At 70.9% G+C, this 17,037-nt stretch carries 11 protein-coding genes; 3 read left to right on the top strand and 8 right to left on the bottom strand.

From position 1 onward, the window contains the following. Positions 1 to 24 precede the first annotated feature (24 nt). Complete coding sequence (locus ACGFW6_RS27035) at positions 25 to 4,194, top strand: HAMP domain-containing protein (protein ID WP_393514989.1); 4,170 nt, start codon at positions 25 to 27, stop codon at positions 4,192 to 4,194. A gap of 12 nt (positions 4,195 to 4,206) precedes the next feature. Next, the gene (locus tag ACGFW6_RS27030) at positions 4,207 to 4,767 is read left to right on the top strand and encodes a two-component system response regulator (RefSeq protein ID WP_393514986.1); all 561 of its coding nucleotides are present in this window, start codon (positions 4,207 to 4,209) and stop codon (positions 4,765 to 4,767) included. 87 nt (positions 4,768 to 4,854) lie between these two features. Here the strand turns inward: ACGFW6_RS27030 and ACGFW6_RS27025 are convergent, their stop codons facing one another. Both ACGFW6_RS27025 and lepA read right to left on the bottom strand, forming a co-directional pair. Then, positions 4,855 to 6,729, bottom strand: a complete 1,875-nt coding sequence (locus ACGFW6_RS27025) for an AMP-dependent synthetase/ligase (RefSeq protein ID WP_393514983.1) — start codon at positions 6,727 to 6,729, stop codon at positions 4,855 to 4,857. 250 nt (positions 6,730 to 6,979) lie between these two features. Further along, positions 6,980 to 8,848 carry a translation elongation factor 4 gene (gene lepA, locus ACGFW6_RS27020; RefSeq protein WP_393514980.1) on the bottom strand — a complete coding sequence of 623 codons (1,869 nt, stop codon included), beginning with the start codon at positions 8,846 to 8,848 and terminating at the stop codon, positions 6,980 to 6,982. A 222-nt stretch (positions 8,849 to 9,070) separates the two neighbouring features. Here lepA and rpsT point away from each other — a divergent pair, with 222 nt between their 5' ends. After that, positions 9,071 to 9,337 carry a 30S ribosomal protein S20 gene (gene rpsT / locus ACGFW6_RS27015; RefSeq protein WP_393514973.1) on the top strand — a complete coding sequence of 89 codons (267 nt, stop codon included), beginning with the start codon at positions 9,071 to 9,073 and terminating at the stop codon, positions 9,335 to 9,337. 211 nt (positions 9,338 to 9,548) lie between these two features. On the opposite strand, the gene ACGFW6_RS27010 is transcribed toward rpsT, so the two are convergent. From ACGFW6_RS27010 to ACGFW6_RS26985, 6 genes are all read right to left on the bottom strand, one after another. Continuing rightward, complete coding sequence (locus ACGFW6_RS27010; protein ID WP_393514970.1) at positions 9,549 to 9,947, bottom strand: nuclear transport factor 2 family protein; 399 nt, start codon at positions 9,945 to 9,947, stop codon at positions 9,549 to 9,551. 65 nt (positions 9,948 to 10,012) lie between these two features. Beyond that, positions 10,013 to 11,002 carry a DNA polymerase III subunit delta gene (gene holA, locus ACGFW6_RS27005; RefSeq protein WP_393514967.1) on the bottom strand — a complete coding sequence of 330 codons (990 nt, stop codon included), beginning with the start codon at positions 11,000 to 11,002 and terminating at the stop codon, positions 10,013 to 10,015. Between the two features lie 601 nt (positions 11,003 to 11,603). Continuing rightward, on the bottom strand, positions 11,604 to 11,849 hold the full coding sequence (locus ACGFW6_RS27000) for a hypothetical protein (protein WP_381640212.1): 246 nt from the start codon (positions 11,847 to 11,849) through the stop codon (positions 11,604 to 11,606). A 189-nt stretch (positions 11,850 to 12,038) separates the two neighbouring features. After that, the gene (locus ACGFW6_RS26995) at positions 12,039 to 12,878 is read right to left on the bottom strand and encodes an arylamine N-acetyltransferase (protein WP_393514963.1); all 840 of its coding nucleotides are present in this window, start codon (positions 12,876 to 12,878) and stop codon (positions 12,039 to 12,041) included. 4 nt (positions 12,879 to 12,882) lie between these two features. Further along, the gene (locus tag ACGFW6_RS26990) at positions 12,883 to 15,669 is read right to left on the bottom strand and encodes a ComEC/Rec2 family competence protein (RefSeq protein WP_393514960.1); all 2,787 of its coding nucleotides are present in this window, start codon (positions 15,667 to 15,669) and stop codon (positions 12,883 to 12,885) included. Next, complete coding sequence (locus ACGFW6_RS26985) at positions 15,666 to 17,018, bottom strand: helix-hairpin-helix domain-containing protein (RefSeq protein WP_393514957.1); 1,353 nt, start codon at positions 17,016 to 17,018, stop codon at positions 15,666 to 15,668. Before ACGFW6_RS26985 ends, ACGFW6_RS26990 begins: the two co-directional genes overlap by 4 nt. Positions 17,019 to 17,037: the final 19 nt, after the last annotated feature.

Genomic DNA, 17,037 nt, shown 5'->3' with positions numbered 1-17,037 from the left:
ACCGAGTTACCGAAGTGGGCCGCCATGAGTGAGAACCGTGCTACGCGTGTGCTCGAAGAAGGACAGAAAGACGGTCACATTCGAGCATCGGATCTGCGCCCGCTGCTCGCCGCGATGACCGCGGCCCGGGACGGGGACTTCCGCCGGGTCCCGGAGACCGGTGAGGGAGTGGTGGCCGAACTGACGGCGGTCTTCAACCAGATCATGGACCGCAGTTCGCACTTCAACGGGGAAGTGCAGCGCGTCAAAAGGGAGTTGGTCCGGCACGGCAGGCTGGACGAGCGGCTGTCCGCCAGCCCGGGCCAGGGCGACTGGACGACCCGCGTCAACGACGTCAACCATCTGCTCGACGCCCTGGTGGCGCCGGCGGCGAACGCGACACGCGTGCTCGACGCGGTGGCGGGCGGCGACCTGACCCAGCGCGTCGATCTGCACGACGGCAGCCGGCAGTTACGCGGCGACCTGCGCCGTCTGGGCCGGGCCGTGAACAAGATGGTCGACCAGCTCTCCCTGTTCACCGGCGAGGTCACCCGGGTGGCCCGCGAGGTCGGCACCGAGGGCCGGCTCGGCGGCCGGGCCAAGGTGACGGGTCTGTCGGGCAGTTGGCGGGACGTGACCGAGGCGGTCAACGCGATGGCGTCCCGGCTGACGGCGCAGGTGCGCGACATCGCGGCGGTGACGACGGCCGTGGCGCGGGGCGACCTGACCCGTACGGTCACCGTCGAGGCGACCGGCGAGCTGCTCGAACTGAAGCTGACCGTGAACACGATGGTGGACCAGCTCTCCGCCTTCGCCGACGAGGTCACCCGCGTCGCGCGCGAGGTCGGCACCGAGGGGCAGCTGGGCGGGCGCGCGCAGGTGCGGGGCGTCTCCGGTGTGTGGAAGGACCTCACCGACAACGTCAACTTCATGGCGTCGAACCTGACCTCGCAGGTGCGCAACATCGCCCAGGTGACCACCGCCGTGGCCAACGGCGACCTGTCGCAGAAGATCACGGTGGACGCCCAGGGCGAGATCCTGGAGCTGAAGTCGACCATCAACACGATGGTGGACCAGCTCTCCGCCTTCGCCGACGAGGTCACCCGCGTCGCCCGGGAAGTCGGCACCGAGGGAAACCTCGGCGGCCGGGCGCAGGTCCGGGGCGTCTCCGGCGTCTGGAAGGACCTCACCGACAACGTCAACTTCATGGCGGACAACCTGACCTCGCAGGTCCGCAACATCGCCCTGGTCTCCACGGCCGTCGCCCAGGGCGACCTCGGCAAGAAGATCACCGTCGAGGCGAAGGGCGAGATCCTGGAGCTGAAGTCGACCATCAACACGATGGTGGACCAGCTCTCCGCCTTCGCCGACGAGGTCACCCGCGTCGCCCGGGAAGTCGGCACCGAGGGAAACCTCGGCGGTCAGGCGCAGGTCCGGGGCGTCTCCGGCGTCTGGAAAGACCTCACCGACAACGTCAACTTCATGGCGCTGAACCTGACCTCCCAGGTCCGCAACATCGCCCAGGTGACCACCGCCGTCGCCAACGGCGACCTGTCCAAGAAGATCACCGTCGACGCCCGCGGCGAGATCCTGGAACTGAAGGACACCGTCAACACGATGGTGCAGCAGCTGCGCGCCTTCGCCGACGAGGTGACCCGGGTGGCCCGCGAGGTCGGCACCGACGGCCGGCTGGGCGGCCGGGCACAGGTGCTGGGCGTCTCCGGCGTGTGGCGGGACCTGACCGACAACGTCAACTACATGGCGGACAACCTCACTTCGCAGGTCCGCAACATCGCCCAGGTCACCACCGCCGTCGCCAACGGCGACCTGTCCAAGAAGATCGACGTGGACGCGCGCGGCGAGATCCTGGAGCTGAAGACCGCCATCAACACGATGGTGGACACGCTCTCCTCCTTCTCCTCCGAGGTCACCCGCGTGGCCCGCGAGGTCGGCTCCGAGGGCCGGCTGGGCGGCCAGGCAAGGGTCGAGGGCGTGTACGGCACCTGGAAGCGCCTGACGACGAACGTGAACGAGCTGGCGTCGAACCTGACCACCCAGGTCCGTGCGATCGCCGAGGTCGCCTCCGCGGTGGCCCAGGGCGACATGTCCCGCTCGATCACCGTGGAGACGCAGGGTGAGGTCGCGGAGCTGAAGGACAACATCAATCTGATGGTGGCCAACCTCCGCGAGACCACCCGCGCGAAGGACTGGCTGGAGTCCAACCTGGCCCGGCTGGCCGCTCTGATGCAGGGCCACCGCGACCTGATGGAGGTCGCCGACCTGCTGCTGCGCGAGCTGACCCCGCTGGTGAACGCGCAGTACGGCGCGTTCTTCCTGGCCGACCCGGACGAGGAGAGCGCGTCCCTGCGCACCACCGTCCCGACGAAGGGCCTGGCGTTCATCGCCGGGTACGGCTCCGCGCAGGGCGCGACCGTCGAGACGGGCGGCCTGCCGGTGCACGGCCTGGTCCGGCAGGCGGCTCGGGAGAAGAAGCGGATCCTCGTGGAGGAGGCACCGCCGGACTACATCAAGATCAACAGCGGTCTCGGCGAGGCGGCCCCCACCAGCGTCGTCATCATCCCGATCCTCTTCGAGGACAAGCTCCTCGGCGTGATCGAGCTCGCGTCCTTCTCCCGCTTCTCCGATGTGCACCTGGCCTTCTTCGACCAGTTCGTCAACACCATCGCCGTCGCCATCAACACGATCATCGCCAACTCCCGTACGGAGTCCCTGCTCGGCGAGTCCCAGCGGCTGGCGATGCAGCTCCAGGAGCGCACGGACGAACTCCAGATGCAGCAGGCGGAGCTGCAGCGCTCCAACGCCGAGCTGGAGGAGAAGGCCGCCCTGCTCGCCACCAGTTCCCAGTACAAGTCGGAGTTCCTGGCGAACATGTCGCACGAGCTGCGCACACCGCTGAACTCCCTGCTCATCCTGGCCCGCCTCCTGTCGGACAACCCCGACGGCCATCTCACCGACCAGGAGGTGCAGTTCGCGACGACCATCCACCGTTCCGGCTCGGATCTGCTCCAGCTGATCAACGACATCCTGGACCTGTCGAAGATCGAGGCCGGCCGGATGGACGTACGCCCGAAGAAGCTGCCGCTGATCAAACTGCTCGACTACGTCCACGCCACCTTCCGCCCGCTCACCCTCGACCGGGGGCTGGCCTTCGAGGTGTCGGTCGGCGAGGACGTGCCGCGCGAGATGTACTCGGACGAACAGCGGCTGCAGCAGATCCTGCGCAACCTGCTGTCCAACGCGATCAAGTTCACCGCGACCGGGCGGGTCGAACTGCGGGTGGGGCGGATCAAGGATCCCGAGCACCTGCACGCCCTGGAGGGCGACGAGGTGATCGCCTTCGCCGTCACCGACACCGGCATCGGCATCGCGGCCGAGAAGCTCCCGGTGATCTTCGAGGCGTTCCAGCAGGCCGACGGCACCACCAACCGCAAGTACGGCGGCACGGGACTCGGCCTGTCCATCAGCAGGGAGATCGCGGGCCTGCTGGGCGGCCGTATCGTCGCCGAGAGCGAGCCCGGCAAGGGCTCCACGTTCACGCTGTACGTCCCGGTCGTCAGCCCCGGTCACTCGGCGACCGGCCCGGTGCCCGAGGACCGTCTCCTGCCGGTCCCGGAGCAGTTGTCGGCCGAGCCGTACGCGGCCACCCACGACGCGGACGACTCATGGCCGACGCCGACCAAGCTGGAGGCGTGGCAGTCGGGCCGGGCGGGCCAGGTGCTGCCGGGCCGGCGGGTGCTGATCGTGGACGACGACATCCGTAACGTCTTCGCGCTGACCCATGTGCTGGGCCGGGTCGGCATGCCGGTGCTGTACGCGGAGAACGGCCGCGAGGGCATCGAGACGCTGGAGCGCACACCGGACGTCGAACTCGTCCTGATGGACATCATGATGCCGGAGATGGACGGATATGAGACGATCTCCGCCATCCGCCGCACCCCGCGGTGGGCTCATCTGCCCATCGTCGCGCTGACCGCGAAGGCCATGCCCGGAGACCGGGAGAAGTCCATCGCGCGGGGCGCCAACGACTACGTACCCAAGCCGGTGGACGTGGATCAGCTCCTCACCGTCGTCTGCGACCTCCTGGACCCCGAGGCCGCGCAGCCGGAGGGCCGTTCCGCGCACCCGGATCACACCGCAGGACCGGGACCGGACACTTCCGAGAGGGAAGAGGTCCCGCCGACCATCACCGAATGAGGCCACTTCACCATGAGCGCTGAGGCAACGACCGACGAGCGTGCGGGAATCCTTCTGGTCGACGACATGGAGGACAACCTGATCGCGCTGGAGGCCGTCCTGGGGTCCCTCAACGAGCCGCTGGTCCGTGCGCGTTCGGGCGAGGAGGCCATGAAGGCGCTGCTGCGACAGCGCTTCGCCCTGGTCCTGCTCGACGTCCGGATGCCGGGCATGGACGGCTTCGAGACCGCGACGAACATCAAGCGGCTCGACCAGACCAAGGACGTCCCGATCATCTTCCTGACCGGCGCGGAGGACGAGCCCGGCTACGCCTTCCGCGGCTATGCCACCGGCGCCGCCGACTATCTGACCAAGCCGTTCGACCCCTGGGTGCTGCGTGCCAAGGTGTCGGTGTTCCTCGATCTGCACCGCAAGACCCGGCAGTTGGAGCACCTGCTGAGCCGCGTGCACGTCCAGAGCAAGCAGCTGAGCACACAGTTGGCGGACCTGGCGGACCAGCTCTCCGACGAAACCCCTCCGGATCTGACGGACCTGCGCGCGCGGGTCCATGAGATACGCCGGCTCGTGGGTTAGGGCCCCGCTGCCCGCCGTGCGAGGGCGCGGGGAACTGCGCGACGGGCCACGACGAACCCGCGGCGGCGCACAGTCCCCCGCCCTCCCCTACGCTTCGCGCGTACCGGCGTACATCTCCTCGATCAGCGCCTTGTACTCCCGCTCCACCACGGGCCGCTTCAGCTTCAGGCTCGGCGTGATCTCACCGTGCTCGACGTCGAGGTCCCGCGGCAGCAGCCGGAACTTCTTGATCGTCTGCCACTTCTGAAGCCCCTCGTTGAGCTTCTTGACGTAGCCGTCGACCATCTCGACGGTGGCCGGCGCGGCCACGATCTCCGCGTACGACTTCCCGGACAGCCCGTTCTCGTCGGCCCACGCCTGGATCGCGACCTCGTCCAGCGCGATCAGCGCGGTGCAGAAGTTCCGGTCGGCCCCGTGCACCAGGATGTTGGAGACGTACGGGCACACCGCCTTGAACTGTCCCTCGACCTCGGCGGGCGCGATGTACTTGCCGCCGGACGTCTTGATGAGGTCCTTCTTGCGGTCGGTGATGCGCAGATACCCGTCCGGGGACAGCTCGCCGATGTCACCGGTGTGGAACCAGCCGTCGGCCTCCAGCACCTCGGCGGTCTTGTCCGGCAGCCCGTGGTAGCCCTCCATGATGCCGGGGCCGCGCAGCAGGATCTCGCCGTCGTCGGCGATACGGACCTCGGTGCCGGGCAGCGGCTTGCCGACCGTGCCGGTGCGGTAGGCCTCGCCCGGGTTCACGAAGGAGGCGGCGGAGGACTCGGTGAGGCCGTAGCCCTCCAGGACGTGGATGCCGGCGCCGGCGAAGAAGTAGCCGATCTCCGGCGCGAGGGCGGCGCTGCCCGAGACGCAGGCGCGCAGGTTGCCGCCGAAGGCCTCGCGGATCTTGGCGTACACGAGGGTGTCGGCGACCTTGTGCTTGGCGGCGAGGCCGAACGGCGCGGAGTGGGTGCCGGTGCGCCGGAAGTTGTCCTGGGTGACCTTGGCGTACTCGCGGGCGACCTCGGCGGCCCACTGGAAGATCTTGTACTTGGCGCCGCCGCCCGCGCGGGCCTTGGCGGCGACCCCGTTGTAGACCTTCTCGAAGATGCGCGGCACGGCGGCCATGTACGTCGGCTGCACGACCGGCAGGTTCTCGATGATCTTGTCGACGCGGCCGTCGACGGCGGTGACGTGGCCGACCTCGATCTGGCCGGAGGTGAGCACCTTGCCGAAGACGTGCGCGAGCGGCAGCCACAGGTACTGCACGTCCTCCGCGCCGACCAGGCCGGTCGCGGCGATCGCCTTCGCCATGTACGACCAGTTGTCGTGCGGCAGCCGCACGCCCTTGGGGCGGCCGGTGGTGCCGGAGGTGTAGATCAGTGTGGCGAGCTGGTCCTTGGTGATCGCACCGACCCGCTGCTTGATCAGCTCGGGGTCCTTCTCCAGCCGGGCCGCGCCGCGGGCCTCCAACTCGGCGAGGCTGAGCACCCAGTCGCCGGTCTCGACGCCGGTCGCGTCGATGACGACGACATGGGTCAGGTTCGGCAGCTCGGCGCGCTTCTCCTGCGCCTTGGCCACCTGGGCGGCGTCCTCGGCGATCAGCACCCGGCTCTCGGAGTCGGAGAGGATGAACGCCGACTCCTCGGCGTTGGTCTGCGGATAGACGGTGGTCGTCGCGGCGCCGGCGCACATGATGCCGAGGTCGGCCAGTATCCACTCGATCCGGGTCGAGGAGGCGAGGGCGACCCGCTGCTCGGGCTGGACGCCCAGCTCGATGAGTCCGGCCGCGATGGCGTAGACCCGCTCGGACGCCTGCCCCCAGCTCAGCGACTTCCACTCCTCGGGGCCCTGCCCCGAGGCCGCCGGCACGGGATAGCGGTACGCCTCGGCGTCCGGCGTGGCGGCCACGCGCTCCAGGAAGAGGGTCGCCACGCTCGGCGGGCGGTTCTCGATCAGTGTCTGTGTGTCGCTCAAGACATCCTCCGGGGGCCCGCGACGATGCGGCTGGCTCAGTGCGGCTGGTTCCTACGCGCGAGACGTTGTTTAACTCGCGAGTAACTATCGAGCAGGGATCAGGTTAAAGGTCGACAGGCCAGTGCGTAAGGGCCCGCGCCCTGTCGTTTCCTCCAGAGGGTCACCTGGCGTACACAAAGAGGCCCGTCGCACTTGCGTGCGACGGACCCCTGTTGCGGTGTTTTGCCGGGCCACCGGGTGTTACCTGCGGTTACTTCTTGCCCTTGCCCGACCCCGCGCTGTCATCGCTGCTGAGCACCGCGATGAAGGCCTCCTGCGGAACCTCCACGGAACCCACCATCTTCATGCGCTTCTTGCCTTCCTTCTGCTTCTCCAGCAGCTTGCGCTTACGCGAGATGTCGCCGCCGTAGCACTTGGCGAGGACGTCCTTGCGGATGGCGCGGATGGTCTCGCGGGCGATGACCCGGGAGCCGATGGCGGCCTGGATCGGCACCTCGAAGGCCTGCCGCGGGATGAGCTCGCGCAGCTTGGCGACCAGGCGCACCCCGTACGCGTACGCGGCGTCCTTGTGGGTGATCGCCGAGAAGGCGTCCACCTTGTCGCCGTGCAGCAGGATGTCGACCTTGACCAGGCTGGAGGTCTGCTCGCCGGTGGGCTCGTAGTCCAGCGACGCGTAACCGCGGGTCTTGGACTTCAGCTGGTCGAAGAAGTCGAAGACGATCTCCGCGAGCGGCAGGGTGTAGCGGATCTCGACGCGGTCCTCGGAGAGGTAGTCCATACCGAGCAGCGTGCCGCGCCGGGTCTGGCACAGCTCCATGATCGAGCCGATGAACTCGGTCGGCGCGAGGATCGTGGCGCGCACGACCGGCTCGTAGACCTCGTTGATCTTGCCCTCGGGGAACTCGCTGGGGTTGGTGACGGTGTGCTCGCTGCCGTCCTCCATCACCACGCGGTAGACCACGTTGGGCGCGGTGGCGATCAGGTCGAGCCCGAACTCGCGCTCCAGTCGCTCCCGGATCACATCGAGGTGCAGAAGCCCCAGGAAGCCGACGCGGAAGCCGAAGCCGAGGGCCGCGGAGGTCTCCGGCTCGTAGACGAGCGCGGCGTCGTTGAGCTGGAGCTTGTCCAGCGCCTCGCGCAGCTCGGGGTAGTCGGAGCCGTCCAGCGGATACAGGCCGGAGAAGACCATGGGCTTGGGGTCCTTGTAGCCCCCGAGCGCCTCCGTGGCCCCCTTGTGCTGGCTGGTGACGGTGTCACCGACCTTGGACTGGCGGACGTCCTTCACACCGGTGATGAGGTAGCCCACCTCACCCACGCCGAGGCCGTCGGCCGACAGCATCTCGGGCGAGTTCGTCCCGATCTCCAGCAGCTCGTGCGTGGCGCCCGTCGACATCATCTTGATGCGCTCGCGCTTGTTGAGCTGGCCGTCGATGACACGGACGTACGTCACGACACCGCGGTAGGAGTCGTAGACCGAGTCGAAGATCATCGCGCGGGCGGGCGCGTCCTTGACGCCGACCGGGGCGGGGACCTCGGCCACGACCTTGTCGAGCAGGGCGTCGACGCCCAGACCGGTCTTGGCGGACACCCTGAGCACATCGCTCGGGTCGCAGCCGACCAGGTTGGCGAGCTCCTCTGCGAACTTCTCGGGCTGCGCGGCCGGCAGGTCGATCTTGTTCAGTACGGGGATGATCGTGAGGTCGTTCTCCATCGCCAGGTAGAGGTTGGCGAGGGTCTGGGCCTCGATGCCCTGGGCGGCGTCGACGAGGAGGATGGTCCCCTCGCAGGCGGCGAGCGACCGCGAGACCTCGTAGGTGAAGTCGACGTGCCCGGGGGTGTCGATCATGTTCAGGATGTGGGTGTTACCGGGCTCGTGGGTCGGAGCCCAGGGCAGCCGCACCGCCTGGGACTTGATCGTGATGCCGCGCTCGCGCTCGATGTCCATCCGGTCGAGGTACTGAGCACGCATCTGCCGCTGCTCGACCACGCCGGTCAGCTGGAGCATCCGGTCGGCGAGCGTGGACTTGCCGTGGTCGATGTGCGCGATGATGCAGAAATTGCGGATCAGAGCCGGGTCGGTACGGCTCGGCTCGGGCACATTGTTAGGGGTCGCGGGCACGCAGGGTCCTGTCTCTTGAGGCGCCTTATGCCTCGGGTCGGATCGATACGTAGGTTCCATGGTCCCATGGGCGGCGACCGGGGACCGTTTTGGGCCGTCGGCCGGGCCACTGGTAGTCTGGGTGGCTGTGTCTCATGCCCTCTCAGCGCGAGGCACACCCCGAAAAAATCACCGGTGCGGGTCCTTCGCGGTCCCGTGCCTGAACCTGAAAAGGCTCAATCAGTGGCGAACATCAAGTCCCAGATCAAGCGGATCAAGACCAACGAGAAGGCTCGGCTGCGCAACAAGGCCGTCAAGTCCTCCCTGAAGACCGCGATCCGCAAGGCCCGTGAGGCCGCTGCCGCGGGTGACCAGGAGAAGGCCGTCGAGTACCAGCGCGCTGCCGCGCGTCAGCTCGACAAGGCCGTCTCCAAGGGCGTCATCCACAAGAACCAGGCCGCCAACAAGAAGTCGGCGCTTGCTTCGAAGGTCGCTGCCCTCAAGGGCTGAACCCCTTATCTGGTCTGATCGGATCCGGCTTCCCGGATCCAGCCGCCGGTAGGACCCAGAGCGGGCCCTCTCTCATCCGCTCCCGACCGGCACCCCGGATTCGCACGCGGCCTGCGTTCGCCACGCGGGTGCGGATCCAGCAGCTTCAATCGAAGGCCCCGGCACCTCGCCCTTCCCCAGGGCGGGCGCCGGGGCCTTCGGCACGACCGCGTCAGGACCAGAAGTCGTTGCCCTTCTCGATGTCCGCGACACACTCGTCGAGATCGGTGATCTTGTCGCCGACGATCCGGAAGACGATGCCGCCCATCTCGTCGATGTGCTTGCCGCCCCGGTCGGCGGTGAAGTGGTGCACGGACATCGCGTGCCCGCGGCCGTCCACGAAGATGTTGCGCGGCTCGACCCGGAACGTTCTGTCCGTCTCCGAGAAGAGCCGGCCGTAGTACCCCTCGAAGATCGAGTCGAGCCCCTTGTAGTCCCCCGACAGAGGGTGGGAGCCGGGCACATGGTGCGTGCAGTCCCCGGTCATCAGGCCCCGCAGGGTGTCCATGTCTCCGTTCTGGAAAGCCTCGTAGCCCCTGCGGACGAGAGCCGCGTGCGGGTGTTCAGCCATCGTGCTCGCCACCTTTCCCAGTCCGGCGAAATACGGCTGATACGCCCGATTCTCCTCTTCCGCCGCTAGCCGCGCCCTCTGGACCGCGCGGCCCGCGCGATGGCCACGACCGCCTTCTCCAAGGCGTACTCGGGATCGTCCCCGCCGCCCTTCACACCGGCGTCGGCCTCGGCGACCGCACGCAGCGCGAGGGCGACTCCGTCGGGCGTCCACCCGCGCATCTGCTGGCGGACCCGGTCGATCTTCCACGGCGGCATGCCCAGCTCGCGCGCGAGATCGGCGGGGCGGCCGCCGCGCGCGGAGGACAGCTTGCCGATCGCCCGGACGCCCTGGGCGAGCGCACTGGTGATCAGGACGGGGGCCACGCCGGTGGACAGTGACCACCGCAGCGCCTCCAGCGCCTCGGCCGCCCGGCCCTCGACGGCCCGGTCGGCGACCGTGAAGCTCGACGCCTCCGCACGGCCGGTGTAGTACCGCCCGACGACCGCCTCGTCGATGGTGCCCTCGACGTCGGCGACCAGCTGGCTCACCGCGGACGCCAGCTCCCGCAGATCGCTCCCGATGGAGTCGACCAGCGCCTGGCACGCCTCGGGCGTCGCCGAGCGCCCGGTCGCCCGGAACTCGCTCCTGACGAACGCCAGCCGGTCCGCCGGCTTGGTCATCTTCGGGCACGCCACCTCCCGCGCCCCCGCCTTGCGGGCGGCGTCGAGCAGCTTCTTGCCCTTGACTCCGCCGGCGTGCACCAGCACCAGCGTGATCTCCTCGGCGGGCGAGGAGAGATACGCCGTCACGTCCTTGACCGAGTCGGCCGACAGATCCTGCGCCCCGCGCACCACCACGACCTTGCGCTCCGCGAACAGCGACGGGCTGGTCAACTCGGCCAGCGTGCCCGGCTGCACCTGGTCGTGGGTCAGGTCCCGCACGTCGGTGTCCGCGTCGGCGGCACGGGCGGCGACCACCACCTCCCGCACGGCACGGTCCAGCAGCAGGTCCTCCTGACCCACCGCGAGGGTCACGGGGGCGAGGGGGTCGTCGTTCGCACTCTTCTTGGCCATCGCGACAAGGATGGCACGGGCCACTGACAACCCCTACCGGGCGACCGTGCGGTGCGGCAACGCCCAGGGGCGGAGGAACTGCCCAACCAGCCACAACGGGCCCCGCAGCCGAACGACGGCCCCTCGCCGACCCTGCCCGGCGCAACGCTACGACTCCTCGCCGTGCGGCAACGCCCAAGCGGCGCGAGGAACCGCCCAACCAGCCACAACGGGCCCCGCAGCCGGACGACGGCGCCTCGTCGGCCCTGCCCAGCGGAACGCTACGGCTCATTGCGGTGCGGCAACGCCCAAGGGGCGCGGGGAACTGCGCAACCAGCCACAACGGGCCCCGCAGCCGGACGACGGCGCCTCGTCGGCCCTGCCCAGCGGAACGCTACGGCTCATTGCGGTGCGGCAACGCCCAAGGGGCGCGGGGAACTGCGCGACTAGCCACAACGGGCCCCGCGGCCGCACGACGGCCCCTCGCCGACCCTGCCCGGCGCAACGCTACGGCTCATTGCGGTGCGGCAACGCCCAAGGGGCGCGGGGAACTGCGCGACTAGCCACAATGGGCCCCGCGGCCGCACGACGGCCCCTCGTCGGCCCTGCCCAGCGGAACGCGTTACGGCTCCTCCCGCCACCCGTCCCACTCCCCCGCGAACTCGTCCAGCGCCCCCGGATCGAGCCGCCCGCCCTCGTCCCGCAGCACGACGAGCCACTGCGCGTCCTCGGCGTCGTCCTCGCCGGCCAGGGCGTCCCGCACCAGGCGCGGCTCCTCGTCGGTCCCGAACCGCTCCCCGAGCGCCTCCGCCGCCTCCTGGGCCGCGTCTCGGTCGGGCAGCACCAGCACATGTCTCACATCGCTCACGGAGCCATTCTCGGGCACCCGGCGCGAGGCGAGTCCCGGGTCGGCCCCGGGCACATCAGCCGCACCTCCCGCTCCACCGGGATGCTCGCCCCCACCACCACGATCCCCCGTGCCACCACGATCCCCCGTGCCGGCACGGTCAGCCGGCTCAGCAGCGCAGCACCGGGCCGGCCCCGGGACCCTGCCGGGTCAGCCGCCCCGGTCGGGCTTGCTCACCGTGGGCACCCGGTCCAGCTCGATCCCGAACCGCTCCCGGTACACCCGCAGCACCTCCTCGTCCGTGCCCAACTCCCGCTCCTCACGCGTCCCGTCCGCCGCCGTCGTCTTGAACGTGCGCCCGCTCAGCGTGATCCGTCCGCCTTCCTCCGTCACCCGCGAGCACACCAGCGACTGCGTGAAGTGCGACAGGGGCGAGGTGCTGTGCCACCACGCGCCGGCCACGAAGTCACCGAGCGCCCGGGGCCGCCGGTCCAGCCGGTACTGCGGTCTGCCGTCCATCACCACGTCCAGGTCCCCCACCTCCGCCGAACCCGGCCCGCCGCGTACCCCGGCCGCGTCGGGCCCCGACTCCACGACCCGGAACACCCCCGCCGGATCCACCTGCTCACCCCGCGCCTCGAACGCCAGCGGATAGTGGCTGTGCGCCCCGAAGCCGACGTCCGCCAGCCACGCGCCGCCGTCCACCGTGCCCACCTTCAGCGCCATGTGGTCGTAGGGGATCCCGAGCCGCTCCTCCTTGCCGTAGACACGCGCGGCGAGCAACGTCACATCGAAGCCCAGCGCGCGGAGCAACGCCCCGAACAGGCCGTTCAGTTCGTAACAGAACCCGCCCCGCCGCGCGCCCACCACCTTGTCCAGCAGCCGCTTCTCCTCCAGCACGATCTCCTCGCCGAGGTGCACCGACAGGTTCTCGAAAGGCACGGTCTGCAGATGGCGCAGTTGCAGCTCACGCAGTACGTCCACGGTGGGCCACGCCGGGTGCTCTGCTCCCAGGCGCCGGAGGTAGGCATCAGCCTCTACGGAATCCATGCCCTCAGTCTCCCGCCACCACGAGCTCCGCGCCCGTACCCGCGACCGCGAGCGCCCCGTCCTCGTCCGTCCGCAGCACGACGGCGCCCTGTGACCGCAGCGCCGCGACCGTGCCGGGAGCCGGGTGACCGTAGGGGTTGTCCGCTCCGCAGGAGATCAGCGCCAGCCTCGGCGCGGCCCGGCGTATGAGCTCCGGATCCTGGTACGCCGAGCCGTGGTGGGCGACCTTCAGCACGTCCACCCCGCCCAGCAGCGAACCCGCCGGTGATCTCAACAGCGCCCGCTGCGCCGGAGGTTCCAGATCGCCGAGCAGCAGGAACCGCAGCCCCGCCGACCGGACGAGCAGGGTGACACTGGAGTCGTTCGGGCCCTCCGGGGCGTCCGGGGTCAGGGCCGGGTGCGGCGGCGGCCACAGCACCCGCCAGCCCAGGCCCCCGGTGCGGCGCTCCTCCCCGGCGGCGGCCCGCGTCACCGGAATCCGCCGGGCCGCCGCCTCCCTGCGCACGAACTCCACCTGGTCCACCGGCTCTTCGTGACCCGTCGTCTCGATCGCGCCCACCGCGCGCCCGCGCAGCACACCGGGCAGGCCCGCCACATGGTCGGCGTGGAAGTGGGTCAGCACGACGAGCGGGACCTTGGTGATCCCGAGCGTCCGCAGGCACCGGTCGACGAGCGTCGGATCGGGTCCGGCGTCCACCACCACTCCCGTCCCCTCGCCCGCCGCGAGCACCGTCGCGTCGCCCTGCCCCACATCGCACATCGCCAACCGCCACCCCGGCGGCGGCCACCCCGTGACCACCCTCGTCAGCGGTGGCGGCTGCACCACCGCCAGCAGGAGCAGCGCCCCGCACACCCCGCACCACCACGGGTGCCGCAGCAACCGCCGGCCGGCGAGCACGACGACCACCGTGACGAGGGCGAGCAGCGCCGCCCCGGTCCAGCTGCCAGGCCAGTCCACACCCGCGCCCGGCAGCGCGGCACCCGTCCTCGCCACGCCCGCGAGCCACCCGGCCGGCCAACTCGCGCACCAGGCCGCCGCCTTGGCCACCGGCATCGCGAACGGCGCCGCCGCCAGCGCCGCGAAGCCCAGCACCGTGGCGGGCGCGATGGCGAGCTCCGCCAGCAGATTGCACGGCACCGCCACGAGACTCACCCGGGCCGACAGCACCGCCACGACCGGCGCGCACAGGGCCTGCGCGGCAGCCGCGGCCGCCAGGGCCTCGGCGAGCCGCGGCGGCACTCCGCGCCCGCGCAGTGCCGCGCTCCAGCGGGGCGCGAGGGTGAGCAGGGCGCCGGTCGCCAGGACGGAGAGCAGGAAGCCGTAGCTGCGGGCCAGCCACGGGTCGTACAGCACCAGCAGCAGTACGGCGGTCGCCAGCGCCGGGATCAGCGACCTGCGGCGTCCCGTCGCCAGAGCGAGCAGCGCGACGGACCCGCACGCCGCCGCCCGCAGCACGCTCGGATCCGGGCGGCACACCACGACGAACGCGAGCGTGAGCGCGCCGCCGAACAGCGCGGTCGTCCGCAGTGAGATACCGAGACGGGGCGCGAGCCCTCGGCGCTCGGCCAGCTGGGAGAGGCCGGGCGGGCCGATGAGCAGGGCCAGGATGATCGTGAGGTTGCTGCCGGACACCGCGAGCGTGTGCGCGAGGTCCGTCTCCTTGAACGCCTCGTCCAGCTCCGGCGTGATCCGCGAGGTGTCTCCCACGACCAACCCCGGCAGCAACGCCCGCGCATCCGCCGGCAACCCGTCCGTCGCCTCCCGCAGCCCGCCCCGCAACCGCCCCGCCAGCCGCTGCACCGCCGACGGCTCCCCCACGACCACCGGCCCGCCCGACTCCCGCACCCGCAACACGGCCGCGATCCGATCCCCGTCCGACTGGGCGGGAGCAAGCCGGGCGGTGACACGCACCCGGGTTGAGGGGAGCAGGGGCAGCCAGGGGGAGGGACGGGTGACGGAGGGGTCGGACGAGGAGGGGTGAGACGAAAGGGGGGAGGAGGGGGGAGTGGAGGAAGGGTAGGTCGCGAAGGGATGAATGGCGGAAGGGTGGGTCGCGGAGGGATCGGTGGCGGAGGAGTGGGGCGCGGAACGTTGTCCCCAGCCCGCGTCGACGATCAGCAGCACTGGCGCCCGCGTCTCCACGGCCGTGCCGTCCCGCTTCTCCACGCGGCGAACATCGGCGTTGACCAGCACGGCGGTCGGCGCCATGTGGTTTCCCTTGACCCTGGGCCGGGTGAGCCGAGGGTCGGAGGTGATCTCGACCTCGGCGGTGACCGTGGCGTACTCCCGCGCCAGCTCCGGCACCGGCCCACGCCGCAGATCGGCCCCGTGCAGAGCGGCGGAGAGGGCGGCCGCCGCAACGCAGAGCAGCACGGCGGCGGCCGAGACGCGGGGCCAGGTCGAGCGCAACGGTGACAGGAGGCTCGGTGCGCCCGTCCCGCCCCGCCGCATGAGCAGCAGGACGACTGCCGCGAGCAAGCAGATCGCTGCCGCGCCGGCTCCCCACTCCCACGAGGCACCCAACATCAGCGCCGCCGTCGCCCAGGCCGCGAGGGCCGGCGGCACCAGACGCAGGTCCGTCGGACCTTCCTGACGGGGGTGGGCCGCGCCCAGCCGTCGTCCGGACGCGACGTGAACAGCGGCTCGGGCGGGCGGCCGGTCAGGGGCGAGACTGTCGTGGCCGTCCCGACGGGGGTGACCCGCGCCGAGCCGACGTCCCGACGCCGCATGAACAGCGGCTCGGGCGGGCGGCCCGTCAGGGGCGAGACTGTCCTGGCCGTCCTGCCTCATGGCCGTACGAGGTTTCGTAGATCGGCGAAACGGCGGTCGCCGATGCCGTTGACCTCGCGCAGTTCGTCCACCGAGCGGAAGCCGCCGTGCTGGGTGCGGTAGTCGATGATGTGCTGGGCCAGTACCGGGCCGACGCCCGGCAGGGTGTCCAACTGATCCACGGTCGCGGTGTTGAGGGGGATCGGCGCGGCGGGTGCGGCTCCGGGGACGGCTGCGCCGCCCGTGCCCGTACTCGTGCCGGCCCCAGGTGCCGGTGCCGCCGGAGCGCCGACGATCACCTGCTCGCCGTCCACCAGGAACCGTGCCCGGTTGAGGGCGTCGGTGTCGGTGCCGGGGCGCACTCCGCCGGCCGCATGCAGAGCGTCCGCGACGCGCGAGCCCGCCGGGAGGCGATGGATCCCCGGCTCGCGCACCTTGCCGCTGACGTCCACCACGATCTCGGGCGCCGCCGTACCCACTGCCCCGGGCGCACCGCCCGCCGAGGCACCGGTGCCCGACGCAAGGGACCCGGGCTCGCCGCCCTTCTCCCCCGTCGGCTCCTCTCCTCCGTACGGTGCCGCCGCCCGCACCACCTCGGGCGCCCTCACGGACTGCGCCCGCCCGGCCCAGAAGTGCTGCACCGCAAAGCCGGCGGCGAGCACGAGCACGACGGTGAGCGCGACCACGTTCCGCCGCTCCAGCCCACAGCGCGCCTGCAGCCACACCGGCATCCGCTCCCGCAACGCCGACGCACCCCGCGCCCGCCACTCCCCCGGACCGACGCCCGCCGCCACGCCCCGAGCCAGGCCCTCATCACCAGCACCCGCCCGGCCGCCGGCATCGCCACCGCCATCGGCCCTTCCGCCGACAGCGACACCGACACCGACACCGACACCAGCACCTCCGGCATCAGCCCCGGCACCAGCAGCCGCAGCCGCAGCCCCGGCCCCGGCCCCGGCCCCGGCCCCGGCCAAACCAACACCCTCCTCAGAAGCAGCCCCAGGCCCCTCCCCCGGACCCTCCTCCCGACCCGCCCCACTGCCCACACCCGCATACGCCAGTTCCGGATCGCGAGCGAAGCCCGAGCCCCTCTCCGCACCCTCGTCCCAGCCCGGCGGCCCCGCCCCCGACTCCCGCCACTCCCCGACCCGTTCGGCGAACATCACCTCCGCCCTGCGCCGCAGTTCCTCCGCCGACGCATGGCGCTGACGCGCCCTCCCGGTGACCTGTGTGCCTCGCCGGTGACGGGTGCGCCCGTCGGAGTGCGGGCCGCGCCCCGGACCGCTGGTCACCGTCGCTGTGCGGGCGGCCCGCGTGCCCGTGCCCGGACGCGTGACGCTACGTGAACGTGTACGTGATCGAAGTGCCATGCGACGAGGATCGGACACC

This window comes from Streptomyces sp. Y7, from assembly GCF_043195415.1.
GTDB lineage: Bacteria > Actinomycetota > Actinomycetes > Streptomycetales > Streptomycetaceae > Streptomyces.
This window is presented reverse-complemented; position numbering and strand designations above follow the sequence as displayed.

What these genes read in the sequence shown, in the direction of transcription:
- holA (WP_393514967.1), bottom strand. Translation starts at nt 11,002, where the DNA reads ATGGCCAAGAAGAGTGCGAACGACGACCCCCTCGCCCCCGTGACCCTC.
- ACGFW6_RS26985 (WP_393514957.1), bottom strand. Translation starts at nt 17,018, where the DNA reads ATGGCACTTCGATCACGTACACGTTCACGTAGCGTCACGCGTCCGGGC.
- ACGFW6_RS27030 (WP_393514986.1), top strand. Translation starts at nt 4,207, where the DNA reads ATGAGCGCTGAGGCAACGACCGACGAGCGTGCGGGAATCCTTCTGGTC.
- ACGFW6_RS27035 (WP_393514989.1), top strand. Translation starts at nt 25, where the DNA reads ATGAGTGAGAACCGTGCTACGCGTGTGCTCGAAGAAGGACAGAAAGAC.
- ACGFW6_RS26990 (WP_393514960.1), bottom strand. Translation starts at nt 15,669, where the DNA reads ATGAGGCAGGACGGCCAGGACAGTCTCGCCCCTGACGGGCCGCCCGCC.
- ACGFW6_RS26995 (WP_393514963.1), bottom strand. Translation starts at nt 12,878, where the DNA reads ATGGATTCCGTAGAGGCTGATGCCTACCTCCGGCGCCTGGGAGCAGAG.
- ACGFW6_RS27010 (WP_393514970.1), bottom strand. Translation starts at nt 9,947, where the DNA reads ATGGCTGAACACCCGCACGCGGCTCTCGTCCGCAGGGGCTACGAGGCT.